This is a genomic window from Streptomyces sp. NPDC059785 (assembly GCF_042732375.1).
GTDB lineage: Bacteria > Actinomycetota > Actinomycetes > Streptomycetales > Streptomycetaceae > Streptomyces.
Map to the genome: position 1 here is coordinate 145,741 of NZ_JBHWHV010000008.1, position 26,663 is coordinate 172,403.

The 26,663-nt window shown below is 69.5% G+C and carries 25 protein-coding genes; 5 read left to right on the top strand and 20 right to left on the bottom strand.

Going from position 1 to position 26,663, the window contains the following annotated elements; genetic code table 11:
- Nucleotides 1–39: 39 nt before the first annotated feature.
- Entirely contained in the window at nucleotides 40–333 is a 294-nt protein-coding gene (locus tag ACFV6E_RS08805) for a DUF6087 family protein (RefSeq protein WP_385165638.1), read from the bottom strand.
- 65 nt (nucleotides 334–398) lie between these two features.
- Nucleotides 399–893 (bottom strand): ATP-binding protein, encoded by a 495-nt coding sequence (locus ACFV6E_RS08810; RefSeq protein ID WP_385165640.1) that lies wholly within the window; start codon nucleotides 891–893, stop codon nucleotides 399–401.
- A gap of 407 nt (nucleotides 894–1,300) precedes the next feature.
- Here ACFV6E_RS08810 and ACFV6E_RS08815 point away from each other — a divergent pair, with 407 nt between their 5' ends.
- From ACFV6E_RS08815 to ACFV6E_RS08825, 3 genes are all read left to right on the top strand, one after another.
- Entirely contained in the window at nucleotides 1,301–2,215 is a 915-nt protein-coding gene (locus ACFV6E_RS08815; protein ID WP_385460130.1) for a hypothetical protein, read from the top strand.
- Nucleotides 2,216–2,392: 177 nt separating this feature from the next.
- Nucleotides 2,393–3,232, top strand: a complete 840-nt coding sequence (locus ACFV6E_RS08820; RefSeq protein WP_385165695.1) for a helix-turn-helix domain-containing protein — start codon at nucleotides 2,393–2,395, stop codon at nucleotides 3,230–3,232.
- Nucleotides 3,229–3,423, top strand: coding sequence for a DUF397 domain-containing protein (locus ACFV6E_RS08825; protein ID WP_385165643.1), 195 nt, complete (start codon nucleotides 3,229–3,231; stop codon nucleotides 3,421–3,423). The genes ACFV6E_RS08820 and ACFV6E_RS08825 overlap by 4 nt, the downstream gene beginning before the upstream one ends.
- A 21-nt stretch (nucleotides 3,424–3,444) precedes the next feature.
- Here ACFV6E_RS08825 and ACFV6E_RS08830 read toward each other — a convergent pair whose 3' ends face one another.
- The 3 genes from ACFV6E_RS08830 to eno all read right to left on the bottom strand — a co-directional run bounded on the left by ACFV6E_RS08830 (nucleotide 3,445) and on the right by eno (nucleotide 5,811).
- A complete protein-coding gene (locus ACFV6E_RS08830) occupies nucleotides 3,445–3,903 on the bottom strand; it encodes a PaaI family thioesterase (protein ID WP_385165645.1) in 459 nt (152 codons plus the stop codon).
- Complete coding sequence (locus tag ACFV6E_RS08835) at nucleotides 3,900–4,298, bottom strand: nuclear transport factor 2 family protein (protein ID WP_385460132.1); 399 nt, start codon at nucleotides 4,296–4,298, stop codon at nucleotides 3,900–3,902. Before ACFV6E_RS08835 ends, ACFV6E_RS08830 begins: the two co-directional genes overlap by 4 nt.
- 232 nt (nucleotides 4,299–4,530) lie before the next feature.
- Entirely contained in the window at nucleotides 4,531–5,811 is a 1,281-nt protein-coding gene (gene eno, locus ACFV6E_RS08840) for a phosphopyruvate hydratase (protein ID WP_385165697.1), read from the bottom strand.
- Between the two features lie 77 nt (nucleotides 5,812–5,888).
- Between eno and ACFV6E_RS08845 the strand changes: the two genes are divergently transcribed.
- Nucleotides 5,889–6,896, top strand: coding sequence for a winged helix-turn-helix transcriptional regulator (locus tag ACFV6E_RS08845; RefSeq protein ID WP_385165649.1), 1,008 nt, complete (start codon nucleotides 5,889–5,891; stop codon nucleotides 6,894–6,896).
- Between the two features lie 96 nt (nucleotides 6,897–6,992).
- Here ACFV6E_RS08845 and ACFV6E_RS08850 read toward each other — a convergent pair whose 3' ends face one another.
- From ACFV6E_RS08850 to valS, 14 genes are all read right to left on the bottom strand, one after another.
- Nucleotides 6,993–7,769 carry a hypothetical protein gene (locus tag ACFV6E_RS08850; protein ID WP_385165650.1) on the bottom strand — a complete coding sequence of 259 codons (777 nt, stop codon included), beginning with the start codon at nucleotides 7,767–7,769 and terminating at the stop codon, nucleotides 6,993–6,995.
- Nucleotides 7,770–8,978 (bottom strand): glycosyltransferase family 4 protein, encoded by a 1,209-nt coding sequence (locus ACFV6E_RS08855; protein WP_385165652.1) that lies wholly within the window; start codon nucleotides 8,976–8,978, stop codon nucleotides 7,770–7,772.
- Nucleotides 8,979–9,030: 52 nt separating this feature from the next.
- Nucleotides 9,031–9,762 (bottom strand): HAD family hydrolase, encoded by a 732-nt coding sequence (locus tag ACFV6E_RS08860; protein WP_385165654.1) that lies wholly within the window; start codon nucleotides 9,760–9,762, stop codon nucleotides 9,031–9,033.
- Nucleotides 9,759–10,604, bottom strand: coding sequence for a glycosyltransferase family 2 protein (locus tag ACFV6E_RS08865; RefSeq protein WP_385165656.1), 846 nt, complete (start codon nucleotides 10,602–10,604; stop codon nucleotides 9,759–9,761). Before ACFV6E_RS08865 ends, ACFV6E_RS08860 begins: the two co-directional genes overlap by 4 nt.
- A gap of 25 nt (nucleotides 10,605–10,629) precedes the next feature.
- The gene (locus ACFV6E_RS08870) at nucleotides 10,630–11,367 is read right to left on the bottom strand and encodes an SDR family NAD(P)-dependent oxidoreductase (protein WP_385165657.1); all 738 of its coding nucleotides are present in this window, start codon (nucleotides 11,365–11,367) and stop codon (nucleotides 10,630–10,632) included.
- Nucleotides 11,364–12,614, bottom strand: a complete 1,251-nt coding sequence (locus ACFV6E_RS08875; RefSeq protein ID WP_385165659.1) for an AMP-binding protein — start codon at nucleotides 12,612–12,614, stop codon at nucleotides 11,364–11,366. Before ACFV6E_RS08875 ends, ACFV6E_RS08870 begins: the two co-directional genes overlap by 4 nt.
- On the bottom strand, nucleotides 12,611–12,925 hold the full coding sequence (locus ACFV6E_RS08880) for an acyl carrier protein (RefSeq protein WP_385460134.1): 315 nt from the start codon (nucleotides 12,923–12,925) through the stop codon (nucleotides 12,611–12,613). The genes ACFV6E_RS08875 and ACFV6E_RS08880 overlap by 4 nt, the downstream gene beginning before the upstream one ends.
- A complete protein-coding gene (locus tag ACFV6E_RS08885) occupies nucleotides 12,918–14,009 on the bottom strand; it encodes a hypothetical protein (RefSeq protein WP_385460136.1) in 1,092 nt (363 codons plus the stop codon). The genes ACFV6E_RS08880 and ACFV6E_RS08885 overlap by 8 nt, the downstream gene beginning before the upstream one ends.
- 152 nt (nucleotides 14,010–14,161) lie before the next feature.
- Nucleotides 14,162–15,613, bottom strand: a complete 1,452-nt coding sequence (locus tag ACFV6E_RS08890; protein WP_385165663.1) for an alkaline phosphatase family protein — start codon at nucleotides 15,611–15,613, stop codon at nucleotides 14,162–14,164.
- Nucleotides 15,614–15,620: 7 nt separating this feature from the next.
- Nucleotides 15,621–18,239 carry a pyridoxal-phosphate dependent enzyme gene (locus ACFV6E_RS08895; RefSeq protein WP_385165665.1) on the bottom strand — a complete coding sequence of 873 codons (2,619 nt, stop codon included), beginning with the start codon at nucleotides 18,237–18,239 and terminating at the stop codon, nucleotides 15,621–15,623.
- Nucleotides 18,236–19,108 (bottom strand): hypothetical protein, encoded by an 873-nt coding sequence (locus ACFV6E_RS08900; RefSeq protein ID WP_385165667.1) that lies wholly within the window; start codon nucleotides 19,106–19,108, stop codon nucleotides 18,236–18,238. The genes ACFV6E_RS08895 and ACFV6E_RS08900 overlap by 4 nt, the downstream gene beginning before the upstream one ends.
- A gap of 159 nt (nucleotides 19,109–19,267) precedes the next feature.
- Nucleotides 19,268–20,086 carry a hypothetical protein gene (locus ACFV6E_RS08905; RefSeq protein ID WP_385165669.1) on the bottom strand — a complete coding sequence of 273 codons (819 nt, stop codon included), beginning with the start codon at nucleotides 20,084–20,086 and terminating at the stop codon, nucleotides 19,268–19,270.
- 76 nt (nucleotides 20,087–20,162) lie between these two features.
- Entirely contained in the window at nucleotides 20,163–21,137 is a 975-nt protein-coding gene (locus ACFV6E_RS08910; protein ID WP_385165699.1) for a UDP-glucuronic acid decarboxylase family protein, read from the bottom strand.
- A gap of 209 nt (nucleotides 21,138–21,346) precedes the next feature.
- Nucleotides 21,347–23,920 (bottom strand): valine--tRNA ligase, encoded by a 2,574-nt coding sequence (valS, locus tag ACFV6E_RS08915; RefSeq protein WP_385165671.1) that lies wholly within the window; start codon nucleotides 23,918–23,920, stop codon nucleotides 21,347–21,349.
- Nucleotides 23,921–24,129: 209 nt separating this feature from the next.
- Here valS and galE point away from each other — a divergent pair, with 209 nt between their 5' ends.
- Nucleotides 24,130–25,098 (top strand): UDP-glucose 4-epimerase GalE, encoded by a 969-nt coding sequence (gene galE / locus ACFV6E_RS08920; RefSeq protein ID WP_385460138.1) that lies wholly within the window; start codon nucleotides 24,130–24,132, stop codon nucleotides 25,096–25,098.
- A gap of 6 nt (nucleotides 25,099–25,104) precedes the next feature.
- On the opposite strand, the gene ACFV6E_RS08925 is transcribed toward galE, so the two are convergent.
- Nucleotides 25,105–26,634 carry a helix-turn-helix domain-containing protein gene (locus ACFV6E_RS08925; protein WP_385165673.1) on the bottom strand — a complete coding sequence of 510 codons (1,530 nt, stop codon included), beginning with the start codon at nucleotides 26,632–26,634 and terminating at the stop codon, nucleotides 25,105–25,107.
- Between the last annotated feature and the right edge of the window lie 29 nt (nucleotides 26,635–26,663).

Consider the following 26,663-nt stretch of genomic DNA (forward strand, 5'->3'; position numbering starts at 1 on the left):
AAGGCCCGCGAAGAGCTGGGCGGTCGTCTGCGCGAGGCCCTACTCCTGATCGGTCGATTCGCGGGAGTCGAGCCCGTGAGCCCAGGCAGTGGCTGCTGCGAGGTCGGGGGCAGTGCCGACAGGGACGTAGCCGAAACCGTCCCACTCCTCCAGGGCCCTGGGCTCCTCGGGCCGACAGTGGCCGGCACCGCCGTGCAGCGGCCGGTGACGCCGGTACTGGTCCATCGGGGGACGGCGCCGCTTGGTGTACGCGGCGAGCGGGTCGTCGGCATCGACGCGCGGGAGCGCGCGCGACGGCTGGTTCGGCGGCCCGGGACGGCTGTGCTTGCCCATAGGCTCGATGGTCTCAGGCCGCGATCGTGGTCGGCCGGGCGACATGGTGCGAGTACAGGGCGGCGTCAGGCGACCGGGTCGGCGGGCGGGCGGTCCCATTCCGCCCACACGGTCTTCCCGGGTCCCTCCGTCCGTGGCACCGCGCCCCACCGGTCCGCCAGCGCCGCCACGAGCATCAGCCCCCGGCCGGACTCGGCCTCGCCGGGCGGCTCGCGCAGGGACAGCAGCGGCAGCCGCTCGGCGCGGGTGTCGGCCACCTCCACGCGCAATGTCCGGCCCGTCGCGATGAGCCGTACGGCGAAGTCCCGTCCCGGTACGTGGCCGTGGCGCACCGCGTTGGCGGCGAGTTCGGCGGTGACGAGCGTCAGGCACTCGTTGGCGGCGGAGCCGTAGCCGTGCCCCCACGCGTCCAGGCGGTGCGACACCAGACGGCGGGCGAGACGCGCTCCGCGGGGCGTGGAGCTGAAGCGCATCGCGAACTCACGGTTCGTAGCGCCGACTTCGGAACCGTCGTAAGAGGTGGCGGCCGTCGTCGCGGTCGGGAAGGACTTGCTGGTCATGGCACCCACGGTGCCGGGTCGTTCCAGCGGCGGAACAGGGGTGACGCGCACACAGCGGAGCCCTGTAGGCGGAGGCGGTACGGGTGTGTGCGAGGTGTAGGCGGTGCGGGCGGTATCCGGGCGGAGGCGGGGGAGTTGGTAGCGGGACGTGGACGCCGTGACCGGGACGCGGGGTTCCGCGACCCGGTGACGCGCGACGTTCTTCTAATGCCTTGGGGAAACTACCGACCGCACCAAACCCCGCCTGTACGTCGCGATTTGGTGCGTCACTCGTTCGAGTGCCGGAGGCGTCGAGCAGCCGTACGGGTGGGGTACGGTCGCCGCACACAACCACACACAGAAACGGCCCCCGGCAGGACGGCAATCCCGACGAGGGCCTGACCAAGTAGGAAGTAAGCGGCTTCCCCATGGCTGATCCGCAGTCTAACGCGGCCCTGCCCGCGCACACGTTGCCCGACCCTCTCGCGCTCCCTCCGGACGCGCCCAGGGCGGGCGTCCTTCACGTACGGCATCGCCACACCGAGCGCTACACGGTCGTCGGCAATCACCTCGCCCAACACCCCGGTCTTTCCGCTGTCGCCATCGGTCTCGGTGTCCACATCCAGTCACTGCCGGACGGGGCCTCGGTCACCATCAAGACGCTGGCGGCGCGCTTCCCGGAAGGAGAGGTGACGATCGCGCGGGCGTTGCGGGAGCTGGAGGCGGCTGGCTATCTGCTGCGTCGCAAGGTGCTGCTCGGAGGTGGGCGGATCGCGACGCGTACGGTCTTCGTAGACCGGCCGGGGGCGACTGCGGCGGTACGGGCGCCGGTGCGGGGCTCTGCACGTGCGTCGGCTCCCGTTCCCGTTCCCGTTCCGGCTCCGGCTCCGGTTCAGGCGTCGGTGCACGTGCCGACGCCGAAGCCGACGCGGACGCCTGTGCCGTCGGTGGGGAGTGAGTCGGCGGCTCCGGGGGCGGCTGACCTGCTGGCGCGTTTGCGCCTCGCGGACGCCCGGCTGCTGCTGTCCGTACGGGACGTGCACCGGCTGGTGCCTGGAGTCGAGGCCTGGCTCGGGCGTGACGCGACACCGGACCAGATCGCGCGCACGCTGACGGCGGGGCTCCCGCCCGAAGGCACGCCGATCCACCACCCGGCCCGCTTCCTGGAACACCGCCTGCGTACGTTGCTGCCGCCGCCGTTGCCGGTGGCGCCGCCCCGCGAGGCGGTCCCGGAAAAGCCGGCGCCGATGACCAACTGCGACGGCTGCGACCGTGGCATCCGTACGCACGATCCGGACGCTCTGTGCCGGGACTGTCGCCGCCATCGAGAGCGCGCCGCCTGAGTCACCGACTTCACCAGACTCACCGGGGTCATGGGTGGGCGGTGGCGGGACTTGTATCGGTGAATTTTCGGCGTTCGCCGGTGTCGTGACCTCGGGCTTTCTAGCGTCAGTGGCAGCGGGCGAGTGAGAGAGGTGAGCGAGCGGGTGAGTGAGATGGTGCGGGGGCCCGGTGATGCGATGGGTCCCGACAACGAGGCGGAGGCGGCCGGGTCGGCGGTGCCGGGAGCGGGCATCCTCCGGGTGTTCGGTCGGCAACTGAAGCGGTTCCGGGTGCGGGCCGGGTTGGAGCGGGTCGAGTTCGGGCGGCGTACCGGCTATTCGCCGTCGACGATCGCGGCGTACGAGCAGGGGAAGCGGGTGCCTCCGCCTCGGTTCATCGACGCGGCGGACGAGCTGTTGGACGCGGGCGGGGTCCTGGGTGAGATGAAGGAAGAGGTGGCTCGGGCGCAGTTCCCGGCGTTCTTCCGGGATGCGGCGCGGCTGGAGGCGGAGGCGGTTGAGCTGCACGTGTACGACACCCACTTGATCAACGGCCTCTTGCAGACAGAGGACTACGCACGTGCGGTGTTCAAGATGCGTCGACCGCTCTTGGACGAGGAGACGATTGAGCAGAGGGTCGTCGCTCGGATGCTCAGACAGGAGATCTTCTCGCGGTGGCCTGCACCGCTGATGAGCTTCGTCATCGAAGAGACTGCTTTGCGCCGCCCCATCGGAGGCGCCGACATCCACCGTGGGCAACTTGAGCAGGTCCTGCTCATCGGGCAGAACCGCAACGTTGAGGTCCAAGTAATGCCGTTGCAGAGGGAGGATCACGCGGGTCTCGCGGGGCCGTTCACGCTGATCGAGACCGGAGCGGGACAGCGCATTGCGTACGCGGAGGTACAGAAGAGCAGTTCCCTGTACACGGAACGGACACCAGTACGGGAACTGGAAGCGCAGTATGGGATCATCCGGGCTCAGGCTCTCACTCCACGGGAGTCGATGGCCTTCGTTGAGGGGTTGTTGGGAGCGCTATGAAGGGCACGACGGACCTGACTTGGGTCAAGAGCACGTACAGCAGTGGTGAGGGTGGCCAGTGCGTCGAGATAGCCGCTCGCCCTGACCTTGTCCACGTACGAGACTCCAAGGACATCACCCGCCCCGGGCTGGCCGTTGGCCGTGGTGCCTGGGCAGCCTTCGTGGGGCTGGCCGTTCAAGGGACCGGTTGAACAACGGGCTCATGATGACCTTCACGGCGACGGGCTCGCCGAACGGCCGGGCAGCGGCCTGATGCGTGCCGTCGCCGTGGCCACCGCGACCGGCTTGCCGTCGGGGGCCAACAACTCACCGGACAGGAAACAGACTTCGTTGCCGCGGTGGACGACCCGGCCGTGTCCGACGAGCCGGCCCGGCCGGGCCGGGCGCAGGTACTGCACGTGCAGGTCCAGGGTGGGGGCGAACTGGCCGTCGGGCAGGGTCGCCACGAGCGCCGGGCCCAGCGTGTCGTCGAGCATGGCGGCCAGGAATCCGCCCTGGACGACTCCCGCGGGGTTGAGGAAGTCCTCCGTGGCCTGGAAGGCCACCTCGATGGTTCCCTGCCCGGGATCGACCGAGATCAGCTTCCAGCCAAGCGTCTTGGCCGCGGCCGGCAGCGGTGCCCGGCCGGCCAGGACGTCCCAGAACGGACCGCATCTCTCGTTCTCGGTCACCGTCCGGGGCCTGGGACAGCCGGGGACGAGGGCTCCAGGTCACCGGCGAAGACGATCATCTGGTCGATCCTCCCGGCCCGCAGGTGAACCACGTCCGTCCCCCGCAGCTGCGGACCGCCTTCGGGCGTACGGAGGGCCCACTGATACCGGGCCCACTCGCTGGGGGCGTCCACCTCTGAGCACCGGCTCATGATGCCGGGCCCGGACGGGTGCTGACGCATCTCCAGTACGAACCGCTCCACCGTCTCGATGCCCTGGTTGCGGCCGAAGGGTCCCCAGAACACGACGTCCGAGGTGAGCGCCTGGCTCAGAAGCTCGGTCACGTAGGTGTCGGAGGAGGCGTTGAAGGCCGAGAGGAATAGGTCGATGGCTTCCTGAGCCGAGTGCTCCCGCATACCCCTGTCCTACCAGACCGTATGACGACCCGGCAGTCGGGCAGTGGAAGCGGCCGCCGGCGCGCACGTCGTTCACGTGCGGGACTCCAAAGACATGGCGCGCCCTCCGCTCCCTCGCCCCGGGTGCCTGGACGGCGTTCCTGGGGTTCGCCGGGGGTGTCGGTGAGCGCGAGCGCCACCCCTCGGCTGACGAGAGCGCGGCGGTACCGAGGGGACAAGCAGGCACCCGGCGTCAACGCCGCAACCCCAGCGCCTCCGCCCCCGCGTACCGCGCCTGCGCCCCCAGCTCCTCCTCGATCCGCACGAGCTGGTTGTACTTGGCCGTGCGGTCCGAACGGGACAGGGAACCCGTCTTGATCTGGCCGCAGCCGGTGGCGACGGCGAGGTCGGCGATCGTGGTGTCCTCGGTCTCGCCGGAGCGGTGGGACATGACGACGGTGTAGCCGGCGCGATGGGCGGTGGCGACCGTGGCCAGGGTCTCGGTGAGGGTGCCGATCTGGTTGACCTTGACCAGGATCGAGTTGGCGACGCCGTCGCGGATGCCGGCCCGCAGCAGGGACTCGTTGGTGCAGAAGACGTCGTCCCCGGTGAGCTGCACGCGCTTGCCGAGCCGGGCGGTCAGGTCGCGCCAGCCGTCGTGGTCGTCCTCGGCCATCGGGTCCTCGACGGAGGCGACGGGGTAGCGGTCGACCAGTGCGGCGAGGTGGTCGGCGTGCTCGGCGGGGGTGCGGCGGACGCCTTCGCCCGCGTAGTCGTAGACCCCGTCGTGGAAGAACTCCGAGGTCGCCGGGTCCATGACGAGGGTGAAGTCGGTGCCGGGCTTGTAGCCGGTGCGCTCGATGGCGTGGACGACGAAGTCGAGCGCCTCCTCGGCGGTGCGCAGGTCGGGCGCGAAGCCGCCCTCGTCGCCGACGTTCACGCTGTGGCCGGCGGCGATCAGGTCCCCGCGCAAGGTGTGGAAGACCTCCGAGCCCATCCGGACGGCCTCCGCGAAGGTCGACGCGCCGATCGGTGCGATCATGAACTCCTGGAAGTCCAGCGGATTGTCGGCGTGCGCACCGCCGTTGACGATGTTCATCATCGGGACCGGGAGCAGGCGGGCGTCGACCCCGCCGACGTAGCGGTAGAGCGGCAGGCGGTGCGAGGCCGCGGCGGCTTTGGCGGTGGCGAGCGAGACGCCCAGGACCGCGTTCGCGCCGAGGCGCGCCTTGTCCGCCGTGCCGTCGAGCGCGATCAGTGCCGCGTCGACGGTCGCCTGGTCGTCGGCGGACAGGCCGGTCACGGCGTCGGAGATGGCGTCGTTGACGGCGTCCACGGCGCGCCGTACGCCCTTGCCGTGGAAGCGGGTGGGGTCGCCGTCCCGCAGCTCCACGGCCTCGCGCGCTCCGGTGGAGGCGCCGGAGGGCACGGCCGCGCGGCCGAGCGATCCGTCCGAGAGTTCGACGTCGACCTCGACGGTGGGGTTGCCCCGGCTGTCGATGATCTCGCGTCCGACGACCCGGCTGATGACGATGGGCACGCGGCTCCTCCTCGCTGTTAAGTTTCACTCAGAAACAAAGTGAGTTCCGAAAAGGAACCTACTATGGACCCATGAGGATGCACAACGCTGACGAGACCTGCGGCATCGCCCAGGCCGCCGTGATCCTGGGCGACTGGTGGAACGTGCTGGTGCTGCGCGAGGTCGCCCGCGGACACGTACGCTTCGACGCGCTCGCCGCCGAACTCGGCCTCTCCCGCAAGGTCCTCACCGAACGCCTCGGCAGGCTCGTCGCCCATGGGGTGCTGCGCCGCAGCCTCTACCAGCGGCGACCGGTGCGGTACGAGTACCTGCTCACCGACGCCGGTTCCGCGCTGCTCCCGGTGCTCGTCGCCATGCAGGACTGGGGCGACCGGTGGGTGCTCGGCAACGGCACCCTCACGGCCACGGCCGCGGAGGACGGAGCCGAACACGCCCGGGTGCACGGCCTGGTCGGCACCCGCCTGCCGGACGGCCTCGACCTGCCCGGGACGCCAGGCCTCGCCCCGCCCGGCACGGACGGCTCCGGCGTCTCCGGTGTGGACGGCTCCGGCCTGCCTGGTACGGACGGCGCCGACCTGTCCGGCACGGCCGGCTCCGACCTACCCGGCACGGACGGCGCCGACCTGCCCGGCACGGACGGCTCCGGCGTGCCCCTCATCCCGCCGGGCACCCCCGCGACCGTGCTCTTCACCTACCCCGGCACGGGTACGGAGTGGGGCCCGGTCCCCGGTGCCGCCGGCTGCACCCTGGAGAACCGGCTCTTCCGTGACGCCTGGCCCGACTTCCGGCGGGCGGGCGTGGCGCTGCGCGGGATCAGTACGCAACTCCCGCACGAACAAGCGGAGTTCACTCGGGCCGAAAGTATCCCGTACCCGCTGCTCTCCGACGCCGGACACCGCCTGGCGGCGGCCCTGCGACTCCCGGTCTTCCACGCCGCGGGCCGCCTGCGCCACAAACGCCTGATCCTGATCGTCGACGCCGAACGCACCGTACGGCACACGCTGTTCCCGGTCGCGGACATCCCGCGGGCGGTGGGGGAGAGCCTGCGGCTGGCGGAGATCTGCGCATCGGCGGCCTGAACCGAGTGGAGAGCGGGTCCGCTCCGGGCACTCCGGAGCGGACCCCGCGCGTCGCGGTCGGATTCTCGCCTGCTGTAGCCGCGGAGCGGCAGTGAATCAGGTGCCTGAAACCTCGTATCCGAGTTCGGCCGCCTCGACCGACAGGAGGAGGCTGATCTCCTGCCGGTCCGTCTCTGTGAGATACCGGCGGGAGGCGTGACCGGAGAGGCCGCGTTGCGGGTCCACGCAGGCTCGCATGGAGCTCAGCTCCTCCGGTTCACGCTCGTATCCGTCGAACGCGAGGAGCGTACGGTTCAGCAGCTCGCCCATGCGCACGGCGCTGCTGCCGGGGTCGGCCAGAAGACTCTCCCAGTGCAGGACGAGGACCTCTGTTCCCTGGGCCTTCAGGTCACGGATCACATCGAGGGTGCTGAGCCAGAAGGCACAGTGTTCCGCCACGGACAGGGGACGCCAGTTGCTGGTGGTGGCCTCCCGGCGGCGGCCGGAGGCGACCACGTCGAACGGATGACGGACGGTCACCATGGCTTTTTCGCAGTGCCGACGCAGCAGAGTACCAAGGGGTTCCGGGACGGCGGACAGACCGCCGCGCTCCCATGTCACCGGTTCCTTCCAGCCCACGAGCCCGGGGACAGGGGTCTCCAGGCCCTGGCTCGGCCAGGCGAGGAACTCACGTTGCCTGACCTTGTCGAGCCGGTCGGCCCCCGACCTGGCGTACACCTCGAGCGCGGCCAGGGCCTCCTCCGGAGAGCGGTGCCTGAGATCCGCGAGCACCTCGTGGACGCAGTAGGCGTCTTCCAGCTGTGTCAGCCAGTCACTCACATACGTGGTTCCGCTGCGCGGGGCGCCGGTGACGAAGAAGAATTCCTTGAGCATTCACGTGCCCTTCGCTGGTGTCGGATGGTGGGGCCCCTCGTTCGAGACCGCCGCGGTGCGCGCGTAGAGCGCCTCGGTGCGCTGGACCCATCGATCCACCCCGTAGCGCTCCTCGGCGACCGCCCGGATGGCCTCACCGTCCATGCGGCCGTCGGCCGTCGCCTCCAGGGTGTCGCGCAACGCGCGGGCGTACGCCTGGACGTCCCAGCAGGGGACGAGGACGGCGGACTCTCCCCCCACCTCGCGCGCGAACCCCGTGTCCCAGGCGACCACGGGCAGGCCCCGCAGGTTGGCCTCGGCGAAAACCAGCCCGAACGACTCGTACCGGGAAGGCATGGCGCAGACGTCGCTGGTCCAGTACAGCTCGTCCAGTTGCTCCTCCGTGACCTCCGGGCGCCAGTCGACGCGGTCGCCGTACCGGCGCTTCAGTGCTGCCCCGTACCGTTCCCAGGCGCTGCCGTTGGCGTCCGCGAGATCGTGGCCGACCAGAACGATCCGCGCCGCCGGGGTTCCGGCGAGCAGCAGGCCGGCCGCCTCCGCGAAGAGGTCGAAGCCCTTGCGGCCGCTGAGCCGTCCGACGAACAGCACGGTGCCGCCCGAGCGCCTTGGGCGGCCGGTGGGCACGGCGACGCCGAAGGGCATGATCGCGGTGCTCCGGCGGAGCCGCTCCGGCAGGTGTTCCAGGTGGCTGGTGGTGGGGGCGACGACCACGTCGCTGTTCACGAGACAGATCCGCTCCGCACTGCCCAGCACCCAACGGCCGAGCTGGTCACGGGCCCGGTCACGCCAGTGACCCTCTTCCTTCGGGACCTGCGCGATGCCGGTCGTGGCGCGCAGTAGCTGCGGGGCCACCTTTCGCAGCGAGTGCACCGCACCCAGGGCCCTCCAGCTCGCGAATTCGACGACGTCGAACGGCCGTCGGGCTTGCAGGAGGGCGAGCGTCCTGCGTACCCGCACGCTTCGCCTCAGATCGCTCATGCCGGGCAGCGATCCAAGCGGTCCCGCGCCTCGCGGCCCGTCCTCCAGCCAGTGGACGGTGAGGTTCTTCCGTACCGTCCCGGACTCCGCGTCCGCGGGTCTGCGGTCGCAGGCGACGAGCACGACCACTTCGTGGCCGCGAGCCACCAGACCACGGGCAAGGTCCCAGGTGTTGCGGCCGATGCCGCCGACCATGGGCGGATAGGCGGGCGAGACGAGGCATATGCGCATGGGTCGCAGGACCGGTACGGCCTCTGCGCTCGCGGTCCCGGATTCGGTCCGGTCAGCGTTCGGCATGGGGTACCTCCAGCAAGGCGAGTAGTCCGTGATCGACGCGGGGCAGCCGTCCCAGCAGCCCGGGAGCCGTGAGACGGCAGGAGTGCGGACAGCCGATGTGCACGGCTCTGCCGAGGCCGGCGCGCAGACCGCCCAGTACGTCGTTCTCCCAGGAATCGCCGACCACGACGGACCGGCCGGGCGGCACCCCCAGACGGCGCAAGGCTTCGTGAAACGCGGCCCGATCCGGTTTGGTGCGCCGGACGTCCTGAGAGGTGACGACGGTGTCCACGGCCTCGGCCAGGCCGAGCCTGGCGCACTTGCCGGATTGGATGGTGGCGGGGCCGTTGGTGACGATGCCGATGCGGACACCGGCGGCGCGCAGGGACCGCAGCGCCTCGGTGACGCCCTCGACGAGTCGCACCTCCGCGGCCGTCGCATCGGCGCAGCGGGCGACGGCCGCACACAACTCCGGCGAAGGCGCCCGCCAGGGCCGCAGTGCGTGGCGCAGCCGGCGCTCACGGTACTCGGCCACGGGTACGCGACCGGTGTCCACCTCGACGTGATGGCGTGCCAGGTGATCCCGGAACCGGGCCTGGAACTCGGGCAGAGCCCCTTCGGGCACATGCGGGAGCACCAGTTCCGTCACGCGCTGCCGCTCGACGGCCGCCGCCGACGAGTAGTCGATCAGCGTGTCGTCGAGGTCGAACAGCACGGCCGCCCAGCGACCGCCCGTCATGTTCCCGACCCGTGGCCGGTCACGGCCTCGACGAACTCGGCGAGTGTCATGTCCGCCTCGCTGCACGCGTTCGCCCGCAGGAACCCCCACTTGCCGTAGAAGTGCCGCCAGGAGGAGATGACATTGTCCGCAGTCCGGAAACCGGGTGCGTCCTTCTCACCGTGCGCCCGATGCTGGATGACGGCGGACGTGGCGATGGCGAGGGAACGGCCATCGAGCTGACGCAGCTCCAAGCTGTAGTCGAGATCCTCACCACCGATCCGGTACGCGGTGTCGTGCCGCAGGTCCCGGGCCACCTCACCCAGCACGGCCATGGCGCGGTGACCGGCGAACTCGACCGCGACGGTGCCGGTCTCGCGCCCCACCCGCTGCCACTCCCACTCCCAGCAGCGCACCGGCGGGCCGCTGGTCGCGGACAACTCGGTGAATTTCAGCTCCCGCTGGCCGCTGTAGACGAGCTCGCCCTGCCAGTGCTCCACGGAGCCGCATGCCGCGTGGCGGCCGGCCCGGAGCACCTCGGTGGTCCGGCTCACCCAGCCCGGTTCGAGGATGACGTCGTCATCAAGGTGGACGACGACGTCCGGGACGCGCCCCTCGTCGAGTACGAGGTCCTCCAGCAGCCGTTTGCCCTGCATGAACACGTTCTCAGGACTGCGCACGTACCGGGCCTCGTGAGCCAGACACGTGGCCTGAAGGAGCGTGCTCTGCTCAGGCCGTGACGCGTTGTCCAGCACGGTGATGTCCATCGTCCCCGAGTGATCGCGCTGAGCCCGGATGCTCGCGAGCAGGCTCTCCAGCCCTTTCGGACGCTCGTAGGCAAGTACCAGGAAATGAATGCGCATGCTTATGGACCTTTCTCATGTCCGCTTATGCCGCCGCTCCGCCGTCGACGCGGAGCACTTCCGCCGTCATCGCTGCCGCCGCAGGCGACAGCAGGAAGGAAACGGCGGCGGCGACATCGGCCGCCGACGTCTCGTGCGGCAGCATGGAACGCCGCTGGATGCGGCGGCGTGACTCGTCGTCGAGTCCTTCGCTCATGTCGGTGTCGATGAAGCCCGGGGCCACACAGTTGGCGGTGATGCCCCAGCGGCCGGCCTCCGCCGCCAGAACACGTGTGAATCCCTCCAACGCGGCCTTGGTGGCGCTGTACGTGCCGAGGCCGCGATAGGGCCGTTGTGCGCAGACGGAACTGATGCTCACGATCCGCCCTGTGCGGGCCCGCATCATGGCCTTGATCGCGGCCTGGCTCAACACCATGGGCGCCATGAGGTTGACGGCGAGCATGGATTCCATTCCCGTGCGCGGGAGGCCGGCATGCAGACCGGTGAAGGCCACAGCCGCGTTGTTGACCAGTCCGTACGTGTCAGGACAGGACCGGATGCGACGGGCCACGGCGTCCAAGCCATCCCGGGAGCCGAGATCGGCCGCGAGGAAATCGGCACGACGTCCGTATTGCGAGGCCAGCTCTTCGTAGGCGTCGGTACGTTTCCTGGCCACCGCCACCACGTCATAGCCGTCCCGCAACAAGGCCCGGCTGATGTCCAGGCCGATGCCACGCGAGGCACCGGTGACGAAGACGGTTCCGTGGGCCGATGAGGAACTCACAGCTGGACCTTTCCGGATTCGGCGACTGCCAGGCTTTCGACGAGCCTGATCCGCTGCGGACGCTCGTGGGCCTCCAGCAGGTCGGTGGCGTACCGCTTGAGCTCACGGATCACCGTGGGGGGATCGCGACGGTCCCGCACCACTACGTCCGCGGCGACCACTTGGCCGAGGAGCGGGCTGCGCAGCCCGAAGGCCCGCGCGGCCAGCACCGATGTGTGCTGTTGCAGGACCTGTGCGACACGGTAGGGGTTCGCCTTCAGACCGCCGACGTTCACGAACACCCCGTCCCGGCCCACGATGTGCACGCGGCCGTCGGCGATGCGCACCAGGTCCCCGGTCTCGACGTAGGGGGCGCCCGGGGCGAGGGACACCGACAGCCGTTCGTCGCGGACGTCGAAGGCGGCACCTCCTGGGAGCCGGACGCCACGCAGGGCCTCGGGCAGACCCGCGCGCCCGTCGGTGGTGTGGATGACGGTTCCCAACTCGGTCGTGCCGAAGATCTGCTTGATCCGCCGGGGCGTGACGATCTCCCGCAACAGGCGCAGCAACGACGCGTCAGCCGGCTCGCCGCCGAGCGTCACCGTGTCCACCTGCCGGAACCGATCCGTGTCCTGCGTCGCGATGGCGGCCCGCCGCCAGAAGGACGGAGTGGCCGCCGCGACCGTCAGCGGAACGGCGTCCGGCGGGGGCGAAGCCAGCTCCGCCGGACGGACGAACTCGATACCGGCCGCCCGGCCGAGAGCCTGGCAGGTGGCCGAGACACCGGCGAAGCTGTGCGAGGCGTAGCCGATCGCCCAGTGCTCCCGGCCGCTGCCCCACTCACCGGTCGCGAGCCTGGGCCACGGCCAGTGCGTCGGCTTCGGCTCACCCGTCGTACCGGACGACAGCAACCACAGTCCGGAGCCGTCGGCCTTGGGCGCGGAAGCCGCCGGGCCGGACAGCCGCCGGACGGTGAACCCGGCCGGGGCATCCGCCGGTTCCACCACGACGTCCATACCCAAGGAGGCCAGGGTCGTGTCCTGGGCCCCGGAACCGGTGATCAGTACGTTGGTGTCCATACCGCGAGCAGCGAGGAGCAGGGTCACCAGAGCCAGTCCGCCGGGCACCCTGGCCGCGACGGCGGTCGGGCGGGCTTCTTCCAGCCGTCTCCGGAGATCGTCGGACCGCCGCCTCAGCTCGCTCCAGCCGACGACGTGGTCCGCCTCCCGCAGGACCGTGGGGACGGCCCGAGCCGTTCCGCTGGTCATGCCGGTTCCGCCGGACCGAGTGCGGCCCAGAGGTCCGCGAGGGTTTCCAGCCGCGTGCCGGAGCGGAGTTCGAGCAGTGTGCCGAGACGCTCCTCCAGTTCCACGATGATCTCGGCGATCAACAGGCTGTCCAGACCCATGCTTTCCAGATTCGTCGACTGCGGGCCGACGAGGTCGAACGGGGGTATCCCGCGCTCCTCCTGCGGCAGGTGTACGGCCAGTACGGCGGATACCGCCTCGCGCATGACGTTCCCCGGAAGCGTCGGCGGGACCGAGGTCGGCCGGGCAGGGGTGATCTCGGTTTCAGACACGGCTGTTGGCATCCCTTCTCCAGGCATCGAAGATGTCCCGGTACTGCGAGGCGAGGTTCTTCTCGGCGTCGGACAACGGTCCGCGCTCCAGGTAGTACGGGGGGATCGGCGGAGCACCGGTACGAATTCGGCAGAAGCCGCCGCGCAGGGGAACCCGCTGTGGCGCGGTAGCGCCGTCCTGTCGGGCAACGGCCTTCGGTGGACTGATGTACGTCAACCGGAATCCTTGCCCGAGCAGAGTCTTCTGTGCCGCTACGGACCGCTCGTCGCTCAGATCGCACACCGCCACCGTGCAGGCCTCACCCCGGCCGACGGCGGCATCGGCCAGGGCGGGCAGCGGGTCTTCCACGTCGACGTGCACCGCACGGGGGCCGTGGGGAGAACTCGTCGCGGCGGACGACCGCGGGGCCTGTGGCTGCTTCAGCGCGAGGGGGGCCGCCGTCCGCGTACGGACGTCCACGCTGAAACCGTTCAGTTCGCACAGACCCGTCACCAGGTCCGCGGAGGCGGCGTCGCTCACGTACACCGGGCCGCCGGAGGCGAAGCCGCCGGGCACGGCCTCGTCATCCAGGCTCAGCTCGCGGTAGTCGAGAACCTCCAGCACTCCTCCGGCCATCACGTAGAACGGTGCGATGCCCCAGTGACGCGATCCGATCGCCCGCGTGTGCAGGCGATGGATGGCCGCCCCGCCGGGGATGCCCGGAGCGGAGGGCCGGTTGCGCGGCACACAGGAGATGGTGTGGAAAGTTTCGCCCGGACGTGCACCCGCGAGGACGCGGCCCAGATCCCACATGATGGCCGCCGCCGCGCCGGCCGAGTCGGACTGGGTGCTGCCGGTGCGGGCGACCTCGATGTGACCGGGCCCGTAGAGCTCGCCGCCGGGCAGCGTGGTGTGCGTACCGAGAGACAGCCCGTCCAGAACGGCGTCGTCGGGGCAGCCGTCCGTCCGGAACAGCTCCGCGGCACGGGCCACATCGTCCGGTGGGCCCCAGAACAGCACGCGTTCCGCGCCGCTCGCGATCCGTGCTGCGAGGCGCTCCTCCTCGAACACGTCGGTGTGGTAGTCGCCGTTGTAGCAGCGCATCAGAACACTGCGCCGGAGGCGGACGCCCAGCAGGGGGTTCTTCCGACAGACACGGGGATCGAGCCACGTCGCGGCAGGTTCCTCCGCCGCTAGACGGCGCAGGGCCGCGGCCCGGTCGTCTCCGGTCGCGTGCCGGATCACCCCGCCGCGCATCACAGGTACCCCATCTCGGCGAGGCGGCGCAGCATGTCGGGCGACTCCGCCTGCTGGGCGGGCGCCCCGTCGACCTGGTCGGGCCAGTGCAGACCCGTGTCGACGGTGTGCCGCACACCGAGTTCCGCGAGGAGCGGGCTCAGGGGGATGCCTCCGGGAACGGGTATCCCCTGCGCCGCGCACAGCACCGAGAAGACCTCGGCCATGTCGAGCGCACGATGTGCCGTACGGTCCGGCGAGTGCGGGAAATCCACACCGTGGGCGAGGAAGACACCGTCGATCCGGTGACCGCTGATGAGCCCGCCGGGCTCCGTGAAGAGTCGCCCCGGCAGTCCCGGCCGGGGATGGATGCCCTCGGCGGGCACGAGGATGAGATCGGGGCCCAGGTCCCGGTGGGGGCCGTCGTAGATGTCCTCCGCCACAATGACCCGGCGGAACACCGGCCGGCCGGTGTCCGGTACGCGCACCTCGGTCAGCCCGTCGCGGAGCTGCCGCAGGAACTGCGGGTACTGCTCGGCCGGAACGCCGTACCCCTGCCGGTCCTCCCGGTTGATGTATACGGCGATCTCCGGCTCTTCACCGGCGTAGGCCCAGGACGTGCGCATGTCCACTTCGGAACCGTTGTCGTGAGGCCGTGCCCAGCCGCGCTCGACGAGCCACTCGTCGGTCTGGAACACCTGTCGCGACGGCCCCGCCCCATGGTCGCTGACCACCAGCACGTTGTCCCAGTCGTTCTCGGTGAGGAGACGGCCGAGCGCCGCGTCCGCGAACTCGTAGGCATCCAGGACCGCGCTGCCGGAGCCGTCCGCATGGTCCCAGAAGAAGTGCTGCATGCGGTCGGTCACCGTGACGACGTGGACGGCCAGGTCGGCTCCGGACGGCTGCGCGAAATCGACCGCGGCGGTCAGATGATGGCCACCCACCTCGAGGATGTGCCGGCGGAGTTCGGCCGGACGGTCGACGAACGAGAGCCCCTTCTCGATCTCGTACCGGTAGCCGGGGACCTGTCCCTTCAGCCGCTGCGCAAGTTGCGGCGGCCAGGTCTGTCCCGGCGCGTCCTCCAGCGACAGCGTGCCGCACACGAACACGCCCTCGGTGGGCGGGGCCGGGTACGCCATGGGGAAGTTCGTCACCGACACCCGGCCGCCCTGCTGTTGCACGTACCACCAGAGGAACGCCTCTTCGAGGTGGCGGGTCGAAACCAGCGGACGGCTTCCGCGTTCCGCGTCGAAGCGACCGCGCCAGTGGTACACGCCGTGCTGGTCGGGCCGGAGACCCGTCATGCACGTCGTCCACGCGGGACCCGTGAAGAAGGGCAGGGTGGATTCCAGCGTGCGCACCGTGCCCGATGCGTACAGGTTCGCCAGAGCTCCGTCCGGGTGCTCCCTCACATAGGGGTCCATGACGTCGAATGTGGCGCCGTCCAAGCCGACGACCAGCAGTTTCTTCACGTGTGACTCACGCTCCTTCCATGCTGCCGCCGAACCGGCGCAGGTACTCCGATATGGCGTCGGCCGCGGCCGCGGCCTGCTGCCGGACCTCCGCGGGGCCGCCTGTCCCGACGGAGAACCGCAGGAAGGGGTCCGATCCCTGCGCCATGGCAGAGGCCGCGGACACGCGGGTCGTCGAGAAACCGAAGCTGAGACCTTTGACGAGCGGCACCCCGCGCGTGCGGGCGTTGGCCAGCATCCGCTCGATGACTGCTTCCAGACCGTCCCGGTTGTTCAGGCCGGCGCGCCGGAACTCCACCGTCAGGACCGCACCGCCGTGCGCCCAGCCGCGCTCGGCCCAGTCGTCGACGCAGCCGATGTGGATCTGCTGGGCGATCCGGGAGTCGGCGCTCAGGACGTCGGCCATGACGCGGGCGCCGGCCGACATCCGGACCATGCGGGCCAGGTAGGCGTCGCGGCCGGCCCGCGGGAAGCGGGCGATGGCGTCCGGATAAAGGATGGTGCCCGTGTTGCGCCTGATCGTCCTGGCGGCGGCCGCGAGATCGCTGGGCACCACGCAGACCCCTGCCATCTGCAGGTCGAGTCCGAACTGGGCGTATTTGCTGGCACTCTCGTAGTAGAGGACCCGTGGATGTCCCGGCTCGCGGAACAGGTCGAAGACGTCCAGCGCGCCCGAGACCATGGTTCCGTCGATCACCAACCAGCGGTCGGCCCAGCCGTCCCTGTTCGCGGTGCGCTCCGCGAGCCGGCGCAGGTCCACGACGGGCAGGCCGGCCACGTTGTTCACCGGATCGGCGAACAGGACCTTGGCGTCGTGCTCCTCGACGGTTCGGATCAGGGTGTCGGCGTCGTAGTCCCCGGCTCGGACATGCCGCAGGAACCGCAGCCCCTCCAACTGCTCAGCGGCCTCGAAATAGATGTACGGCGCGCAGACGACCGTGTCTCCCGGTTCGACGACGTGGCGCAGCAGCAGGCTTTCGATGACCTGGTAGGAGGCCATGCCGCTGGAGGTCGCAAGCAGGTCGACACCCTTGCTCGGCAGCCCGAGCATCTCGGTCAGGCCCAGTTCCAGCGTCCGCAGGTCGTTCGTTCCGTAGCGGGCGTAGTTGACGCCGCCCGCGGCCTGCGCGGAGGTGTCGTAGAAGTTGACCCGCCGGCTCTGGTCGTATGCGGGGCTCGCCCATTCGAGTCCGTTGGTCAGTGTCTCGCGCACCCGCAGCAGCAGGCGCAGGGTGTCCTCCTGGGCGCCGGGCGTGACATCGGGCAGGCCGGAGTCCGGCACGCGCAGGGAGCGGGCCAGCTCTTCCGCGAGGTTCTGCAGACGGTCGAGGGCGTGGTGCGGGACCTCGGCCGCGGGCAGGGCGACGGCTTCGAGGTAGCGCCGGTGGTCCTCGGTCCTGGCGGCAGGTTCCCCGAGTGAGAGCGAGTGCTCGGCCCAGCCGCTGTCGCCGGACGGCTCGGCGGACGTGGTGTCCTTCGCCGGTTCGCGGGAGGTGTCCGACGGATCCGTCGCCGTGCCGGCCGGCGCCTCCCCGGGCGTACCCGCGACCTCGGTCTTCTCCAGGACGGGCAGGTTGCGTCGCAGGCCGAGGCCGATGCGCAGCCGCTCGTCGTGGACCTCGGTGACGATCGCACGGGCAAGCGCGGACGAGGAGATGTTGCCACCGGAGAGGATGAGCAGTGTGCGCTTGGTGTCCGGGGGGACTTTGCCGCTCAGAAGGGCCGCGGCAGCCGTGGCACCCGCCCCCTCGACGAGCAGGCTCTGCTCGTGCAGAAGCGCGTAGATCCCGAGGACGATCTCGTTCTCCGAGACAGAGCAGACCTCGTTCAGCAGCCGGTCCAGCACCTCGGCCAACGGATTGGCGAACGTGTGCTGTACCGCGAGGCCGTCCGCGTAGGTCGGCGGTGTGGCCAGGCGCAGACACGTGTCAACGGACTCCCGGCCGAAGGGGCGGTTGAACACCTCGGGGTGGGTGGCGATGAGCCGGGTTTCCGGCGCTCGCGCCACCGCGTAGGCGCCGATCCCGCTCAGCAGACCGCCACCGCCCAGCGGTACGACGACGGTATCGAAGTCGCCCGCGTCCTCGACGGCTTCGGCCATGCAGGTGCCCTGCCCGGCCGCGACGTTCCAGTCGGCGTAGGGCGAGACGAACGGCAGGCCATGCCGCCGCGCGTACTCGACCGCGTGGTCGGTCGCGTCCTTGAGGTCGCGGCCGACGACGGTGACTTCGGCGCCCGCGGCCGCGATGCGCCGGACCTTGAGTTCCGATGCCGTCGTGGGGACGAAGACCCGGCTTCGCTGGCCGAGCTTCTTCGCGGCGAAGGCCAGGCCCAGGCCGTGATTGCCGGCCGAGGCGGTCACCGACGTCTGACCGGGCTCGAAGCCCGCCAGGGCGTTCAGGGCCCCTCGGGCCTTGAAGCTGCCGGACTCCTGCCAGCACTCCAGCTTGGCCCAGACCTCGCGCTCATCGGTGTCCAGCCACGGCAGGCGCACCGTAGGCGTACGGACGGCATGCGGAGCGATCCTCTTCCGTGCGTCACAGACGTCGGCGGCCAGCGAGGACACGAGGGAGTCGGCAGCGGAGGACTGGGTTGCCCCGGGTATGACGGAGATCGCGGAAGTCATGCCACTACTCCCATCGCGAGAGGTACTTGGAACAGTGCGGGATGGAAGTACGGCCCGTGGCCGAACATGCCGTCCTCGCCGAAGAGTTCGCCGTGGTCGGCCGTGACGATGACGAGCAGGTCCTTGGGCAACTGCTCGATCACGGCACCCAGTCTCCGGTCCGCTATCTCCGCGGCACGTATCTGTGCGGCCTTCATCTCGTGGTAGTCGTCGGCCGAGAACGTCAGCCGGTAGCCGTCCTCCGGCCCGGACGAGCCGTCGGCCAGGTCACGGCCTGCGACACCATGGGCTCCTGGGATCTTCGGCAACCGGGACTTGGGGAGCATGAACGGGTAGTGCGTCTCCGCGGCGTTGATGAACAGCAGATTCGGTCTGTCGTCGGCGAGTTGGATGCTCGAGACCTGAGCTCCCAGACCGCTGCCCTGCGGCGACAGTTCGTAGTCGGGGAAGCCGTGGCGCAGACCCGCCTCGGGCCGCAGGACGGGCATGGAGACCCGGGCGTGTGCCGACCAGCCGCAGCGCTCGGCCATGGTGGCAAGGCTCATCTCGGGGTGGAAGTTGCTCGCGTGCTTGTCGTCGCCGCCGAGGACGTGGGACCAGAAGAGGAAGTCGTCGCGGTACGTGCCCGCCGCGGCCCGGCCGGGTGCGGCGAGCCAGGGGAGGAGCCCGGAGAAGAGACAGGAGTGGCTGGGCAGGGTCCAACTGGCATAGCTCATCCGTTGTTCGGAGAAGGAGCAGACCTCGTCGATGACGGGTGTCCGCGCTTCCTGGAAGGTGTCCCAGCGCAGGCTGTCGAGTACGACGACGAGGACTGTGCGTGGTGTACCGGACTCGGCGGCCAGTTGTACGGGGGAAGGGGAGGTGGTCAACAACGGGAGGTCCTTTCGCCGCCTGGAGCGTTCACCGCGCGGTACCGGATGCGTCCGGAACTGAGCTCGGAAAATGTATGGAGGCAGGCTGATCTCATGACGGTCTCCCTCACTGGTTGAATGTCGTTCTACGGACGTCTGCCGTGGCCCGGCCGACGGTCAGTCGGTTACGGCGAAGCCGCCCAGAAGCTGCCGCAGGGGCAGGGTGTTCGGTACGTCACCCACGTCCCGCAAAGGCACCGCGACGTGTCCGCCGAGCAGGGCGACATCGGCGACCAGCGGCTCGCGACCGAGATGGCCGTGCAGCCGGTCCACCGCGGATGCGGCCAGGGTTCGCAGGGCCGGTGACGCGGCCAGCGCCGGGTGGGTCAGCCACGCGCCGTCCCGGTGCAGGAGCGGGGCGATCCGGCGGGGCGGCGCCAGTGTGCCGGACGCCTTGGCCGACCTGCCCGAATGGGGGAGCCATGGGTAGACGTCGCGGGCGTGGATGACATCACCTCGTACCGGCCCGGGGAAGAAGACCTCGGCCACGGCATCGGTCCGCGCGGCGAGCAGCTTTTGAGCACGCTCGGTCGCGACCGCAACGAGGACACGTTCCACGGTGATGCCGGACCGGGCGAGGCCGTTCAGCACCCCGACGAGGGTGTCGCCAGTGTAAGCCGCGTCGTCGACGAGGGCCACTCGGACTTCGGGATCCGCCAGGGGCAGACCGGACAACCGCCCCAACCGCCCCTCGATGTCCAGGACGAGCTGTCCGTGAGCCGCCAGGCGTCGGTGCGCACGGACAGCGTGATACCTGGTAGCGCCCTCGCCGGGCGGGGGAGTGAACAGCTTGTCGAGTACGACGACATCGGTGTACCCGGTCAGCCGGGCGGTGGCCCACTCGGTGAACAGGCTGTGATCGACGACGTCGAAGTGGTGTCGAGCCGCGAGACCGGCCAGTGTCCTGGCCAGGGCCTCAAGGTTTTCGGCCAGCAACTTCCTGCCCAGGGAACTGAGTTGAAGAGAGGCTGATCGGATGTCGTCGATCAGTGAGATCGGCTCGCATCCCATGTCAGCGGGCAGTCGCCCGGTCGGGCGCGTCGGCTTCCTCGGTATGGCCCTGACGGAACCAGTCTATGGTCCGCCGCAGCCCCTCCTCGACGGTCACCTTCGGTTCCCAGCCGAGAAGGTCCCGGGCGAGGCCGATGTCGGGGCGCCGAACGGTCGGGTCGTCCTGCGGCCTGGGGACGAACTCGATCGGAGAGTCCGAACGGGTCAGCCGTCGCACTTCGTTGGCGATCTCCAGCACGGTCATCTCATGCGGGTTGCCCAGGTTGACGGGGCCGTGGCTGCCCGATTCGAGCAGGCGGACCATGCCCTCGACCAGGTCGTCGACGAAGCACACCGACCGCGTCTGGTTGCCGTCTCCCGACACGGTGAGAGGGGTGCCGGCCAGCGCCTGCCGGATGAACGTGGGTATGGCCCGGCCGTCATGGGCGCGCATCCGGGGACCGAAGGTGTTGAAGATGCGGACGATCGACGTGTCGACCCCGTGGTGCGTCCTGTAGGCCGTGGTCATCGCCTCGCCGAAACGTTTCGCTTCGTCATAGACGCCCCGCGGCCCGACGGGGTTGACGTGCCCCCAGTAGTCCTCGGACTGGGGGTGGGACTGCGGATCGCCGTAGACCTCGGAGGTGGACGCCAGCAGGAAACGGGCCCCTTTCTCCTTGGCCAGGCCCAGCGCGTGATGGGTCCCGATGGAGCCCACCTTCAGGGTCTCGATGGGCAGTTGGAGATAGTCGATCGGGGACGCCGGTGACGCGAAGTGCAGTACGGCGTCCACGTCTCCCACCACGTGGATGTAGTCCGTGACGTCGGTGCGGACCAGCCGGAAGGACTCGTGGGCTGTCAGATGCGAGACGTTGTCTGGCGTGCTGGTAAGGAAGTTGTCGAGGCAGAGCACTTCGTAGCCGCCTTGCAACAAACGCTCACACAGGTGTGACCCAAGGAAGCCCGCTCCGCCCGTGACGACAGCTTTCTTCACTATTCCCCCGTTGGTCAATCATTCAGCAGTGCGCGGAACCCAGTCACCATAACTGATCATCGGTCATCTGCCGAGAGTGATCGACAGATGTCTCAACGTGCTGCCTCGCTTGCCTCAACCCGCCTTGACCTGCGGTTATCCGAATACACCTGTGGGCTCCAGCACGTGAGTGATGGAGCCCACAGTGGGGACGAGTGTCTTGCGCCGGCCGGTTACTGGGCCAGTTCGACGTCCACGGTCAGCTCGGTGCTGTCGTCGGCCCGAAGGTCCAACTCGGCGACCACACCGGCCGCTTGAATGTCCGAAGCCACCATCCGCATGTTCTCCAACGCCGCGGCGGGGGCGTGGACCACCGCTCGGGCGACCTCCGCGCGCATCGAAACCTTCGCAGTGGACTTGGCCTTGCGGATGACGGTGATCGTCGAAGCGGCGGCGTCGGCAAGGTCAGGACGACCACCGGCAGCGGCTTCCTCGATTTCGTCGACCGTCGGCCAGGTCGCCAGGTGCACGGTGGAGTCGTGGGTCCACGACCACGTCTCCTCGGTCGTGTAGGGGAGCACGGGTGCGAACAACCGAGCGACGATGTCCAGCGCCTGCCGCAGCGTGGCACGTGCGGACTCGGCTCCCTCGTCCGACCCCTTGCCGTACGCACGCTCCTTGACGAGCTCCACGTAGTAGTCGCAGAAGAACCAGAAGAACCGCTCGATGGCGTCCAGGGACGACGTGTAGTCAAAGCCCTCCAGCGCCTCCGTCGCGTCCTTCACGGTCGCGGTCAGCTTCGCCAGAAGCGCCTTGTCGAGCGGATCGGTCGTCCGGGCACCAGCGCTCGGGGCAGGCAGTGAGAGCACGAACTTGCTCGCGTTCAGCAGCTTCATCGCCAGCCGCCGACCGATCTTCATCTGCTGGGGATCGAAGGCGGTGTCCGTCCCCGGGCGTCCGCTGGCGGCCCAGTAACGGACCGCGTCCGCACCGTACTCGTCCAGCAGGTGACCCGGGGTGACCACGTTCCCCTGCGACTTGGACATCTTCTTGCGGTCCGGGTCGAGGATCCAGCCCGAGAGCGCGGCGTGCTTCCAGGGGGTGACGCCCGCCTCGAGGTGGGACCGCACCACCGTCGTGAACAGCCAGGTGCGGATGATGTCGTGGCCCTGGGGGCGCAGGTCCATCGGGTACACCTGCTCGAACAGCTCGGGGTCGGTGAGCCATCCGCAGGCAAGCTGGGGGCTGAGCGAGGAGGTCGCCCAGGTGTCCATGACGTCGGGCTCGCCCGTGAAGCCGTCCGGCTGGTTCCGCTGGTCCTCGGTGAAACCGGGCGGGCAGTCGCTGGACGGATCGATCGGCAGCATCGACTCGTCGGGAACGATCGGCTTCGCGTAGTCTGGCTCGCCGGCCGCATCCAGCGGGTACCACAGCGGGAACGGCACACCGAAGAACCGCTGCCTGCTGATCAGCCAGTCGATGTTCAGACCCTTGACCCAGTCGTTGTACCGCGACTGCATGTGCCCCGGGTGCCACTGGATCTCGGCGCCGCGGGTGAGCAGTTCGTCGCGGTGCTCGACGGTCTTGATGAACCACTGCCGACTGCTGACGATCTCCAGCGGCCGGTCGCCCTTCTCGAAGAACTTGACCGCACGGGTAGTGGGTCGCAGGTCACCGACCAGGCTGCCGGCGGTGCGCAGTTCCTCGACCAGGATTTCCCGGGCGGTGTGCACCGTCTTGCCGACGATCTTGGAGTAGAGCTCCTGGGCGCTCCCGGCGTCCTCGCTCGGCAGCTCGCTGAAGTCCAGCGGCAGGAGCCGGCCGTCACGTCCGATGACCGTGCGGGTCGGGAACTTGAACTCGCGCCACCACATGACGTCGGTCATGTCGCCGAAGGTGCAGATCATGGCGATGCCGCTGCCCTTCTCGGGATCGGCGGCATGGTGCGCGACGACCGGGACACGGACGCCGAACAGGGGCGAGACGACCTCTTCGCCGAAGAGCGGCTGGTAACGCTCGTCGTCCGGGTGGGCGACCAGGGCCACGCAGGCGGGCAGCAGCTCGGGGCGCGTCGTCTCGATGTGGACGTCCTGGTCACCGTGTTTGAAGGCGACCCTGTGATACGCGCCCGAGACCTCCTTCTCGACCACTTCGGCGTTGGCGACCGCGGTCTGGAAGGTCACGTCCCACATCGTGGGCGCCTCGGACTGGTACGCCTCGCCGCGCGCGACCGAGCGGAGGAACGCGGCCTGCGAGACCCGCTGCGCCTCCTTGCCGATGGTCGTGTACTGCGTCGACCAGTCGACGGACAGACCGAGCTTGCGCCACAGCTCTTCGAAGACCAGCTCGTCCTCGGCGGTCAGCTTCTCGCACAGCTCGACGAAATTCTGGCGCGAAATGCTGACCGCGGGAGCCTTCTTGGCCTTGCCGGTCCGCTCGGAGACGGGGGTCGGCGGAGTGAACGCGGAGTCGTACGGAAGCGACGGGTCGCAGCGCACGCCGTAGTAGTTCTGCACGCGGCGCTCGGTGGGCAGGCCGTTGTCGTCCCAGCCCATGGGGTAGAAAACGTGCTTGCCGCGCATCCGCTGGAACCGGGCGAGGATATCGGTGTGGGTGTAGCTGAAGACGTGGCCCACGTGGAGGGAACCGCTGACCGTCGGGGGAGGGGTGTCGATGGAGAAAACGGCATCTCGGCTGCCCGGACGGCTGAAGCGGTATACATCCGCGTCACTCCAGTACGGCGACCACTTCGACTCCAGTCCATCGAGCGAAGGCTTCTCCGGTAGTGGAGATCCATAGCGCGTCACGCCGACACACCCTTCCCAGTCAGTTCAACATCTTGAGGCGAGCCCCGGAACGGACGCCGGTGACGGCAGTCACATCACTTGGAGTCATCAGCGATACTGACGAGTCACAACTCGACCACCTCCTCAGTGTAGGGGGCCGCGGAAGCAGTGGTCGTCCGGTTTCCCCGGGACGCGGACGCGGGGACGCGACTGAGAGGCGCCGTCAACCAGTGAGCAGCGCAGCGAAGCGAATCCTCGTGACCGGAGGTGCCGGCTACATAGGGGCGACCGTCGCCGCACGGCTGATCGACCGCGGACACGCGGTCACTGTGCTGGACGATCTGTCCACAGGGTTCCGGCAGGCCGTACCGGACGGTGCCGAGTTCGTCGAGGGCCGGATCCAGGACGCCGCCGAAGTACTCGACGGCACCTACCACGCGGTGCTCCACTTCGCGGCCTTCGCCGAAGTGGGGGAGTCCATGAAGGACCCCGAGAAGTACTGGGACAACAACGTCGTCGGTACGTTCGCGCTTCTCCGCGCCATGCGCCGGGCCGGTGTGCGCACCCTCGTCTTCTCCTCCAGCTGCGCCGTCTACGGAGAGCCGCCCGCCGGCGCGATATCCGAAAGCACGCCCACCGCTCCCGTGAATCCCTACGGGGCGTCCAAGCTGGCCGCGGATCACATGATCGCCGGGGAATGCGCCGCGCACGGTCTCGCCGCGGTGTCCCTGCGGTACTTCAACGTCGCGGGGGCCGTCGGCTCCCACGGCGAGCGCCACGATCCCGAATCACACCTCATCCCCCTGGTCCTCCAGGTCGCGCAGGGGCGGCGCGAGGCCGTCTCGATCCACGGCGGCGACTACGCCACCCCCGATGGAACGTGCGTCCGCGACTACATCCACCTCGCCGATCTCGCCGATGCCCACGTGCTCGCGCTCGACGCCGCCAGGCGGGGGGAGCACCTCGTCTGCAACCTCGGCAACGGCAACGGCTTCTCGGTGCGGGAGGTGGTCGAAGCGGCTCGTAAGGTCACCGGCCACCCGGTACCCGCGGTCGTCGGGCCGCGTCGCCCCGGCGATCCGGCGGTACTCATTGCCTCCTCCGCCCGCGCCCGGGAGCGGTTGGGCTGGACTCCGCGTCGCCCAGACCTGGACGAGATGATCCAGGACGCCTGGACCTTCATGCGTCGGGAGCCGTGACGGGCCTCAGATGTCCCGGAAGATCTCGATCTGCGCCCCGATCGTGTTCAGGCGTTCCGCCAGGTCCTCGTAGCCGCGGTTGATGACGTACACGTTGCGCAGGACCGAGGTGCCCTCGGCCGCCATCATGGCCAGGAGGACGACGACGGCGGGGCGCAGGGCCGGCGGGCACATCATCTCGGCGGCGCGCCAGCGGGTCGGGCCCTCGACCAGGACGCGGTGCGGGTCGAGGAGCTGGAGGCGGCCGCCGAGGCGGTTGAGGTCGGTCAGGTAGATCGCGCGGTTGTCGTAGACCCAGTCGTGGATCAGCGTCTTGCCCTGCGCGGAGGCCGCGATGGCCGCGAAGAACGGGACGTTGTCGATGTTCAGGCCCGGGAACGGCATGGGGTGGATCTTGTCGATCGGCGCTTCGAGCTTGGAGGGGCGCACGGTGAGGTCCACCAGACGGGTGCGGCCGTTGTCGGCGAAGTACTCCGCCGTGCGGTCGTGGTCGAGGCCCATCTCCTCCAGGACCGCGAGCTCGATCTCCAGGAACTCGATCGGCACCCGGCACACCGTCAGCTCGGACTCGGTGACCACCGCGGCGGCCAGCAGGCTCATCGCCTCGACCGGGTCCTCGGAGGGCGAGTAGTCCACGTCGACGTCGATCGTCGGGACGCCGTGCACGGTGAGCGTGGTGGTGCCGATGCCCTCGACCCGTACGCCCAGGGCCTCGAGGAAGAAGCAGAGGTCCTGGACCATGTAGTTCGAGGACGCGTTGCGGATGACCGTCGTGCCGTCGTGCCGGGCGGCGGCCAGCAGCGCGTTCTCGGTCACCGTGTCGCCGCGCTCGGTCAGCACGATCGGGCGGCCGGGGGTGACCGAGCGGTCGACCTGGGCGTGGTACAGGCCCTCGGTCGCGGCGATGTCCAGGCCGAAGCGGCGCAGCGCGATCATGTGCGGCTCGATGGTGCGGGTGCCGAGGTCGCAGCCGCCCGCGTACGGCAGCTTGAAGGTGTCCATGCGGTGCAGCAGCGGGCCGAGGAACATGATGATCGAGCGGGTGCGGCGGGCCGCCTCCTCGTCGATGGAGGCCATGTCGAGATCGGCCGGGGGCACGATCTCCAGGTCCACGCCGTCGTTGATCCAGCGGGTGCGTACGCCGATGGAGCCGAGGACTTCGAGGAGGCGGTAGACCTCCTCGATGCGGGCGACCCGCCGCAGCACCGTGCGGCCCTTGTTGAGCAGCGTGGCGCACAGCAGCGCCACGCACGCGTTCTTGCTCGTCTTGACGTCGATGGAGCCGGAGAGGCGGCGTCCGCCGACGACGCGAAGGTGCATGGGACCCGCGTAGCCCAGAGAGACGATCTCGCTGTCCAAGGCTTCACCGATTCGGGCGATCATCTCAAGACTGATGTTTTGATTGCCGCGCTCGATGCGGTTCACGGCGCTCTGGCTGGTGCCGAGAGCCTCGGCGAGCTGCGACTGCGTCCAGCCACGATGCTGGCGGGCGTCACGGATGAGCTTGCCGATACGTACGAGGTAATCGTCTGCCATGGGGCCGAGGCTATCTCAGATATGAGATC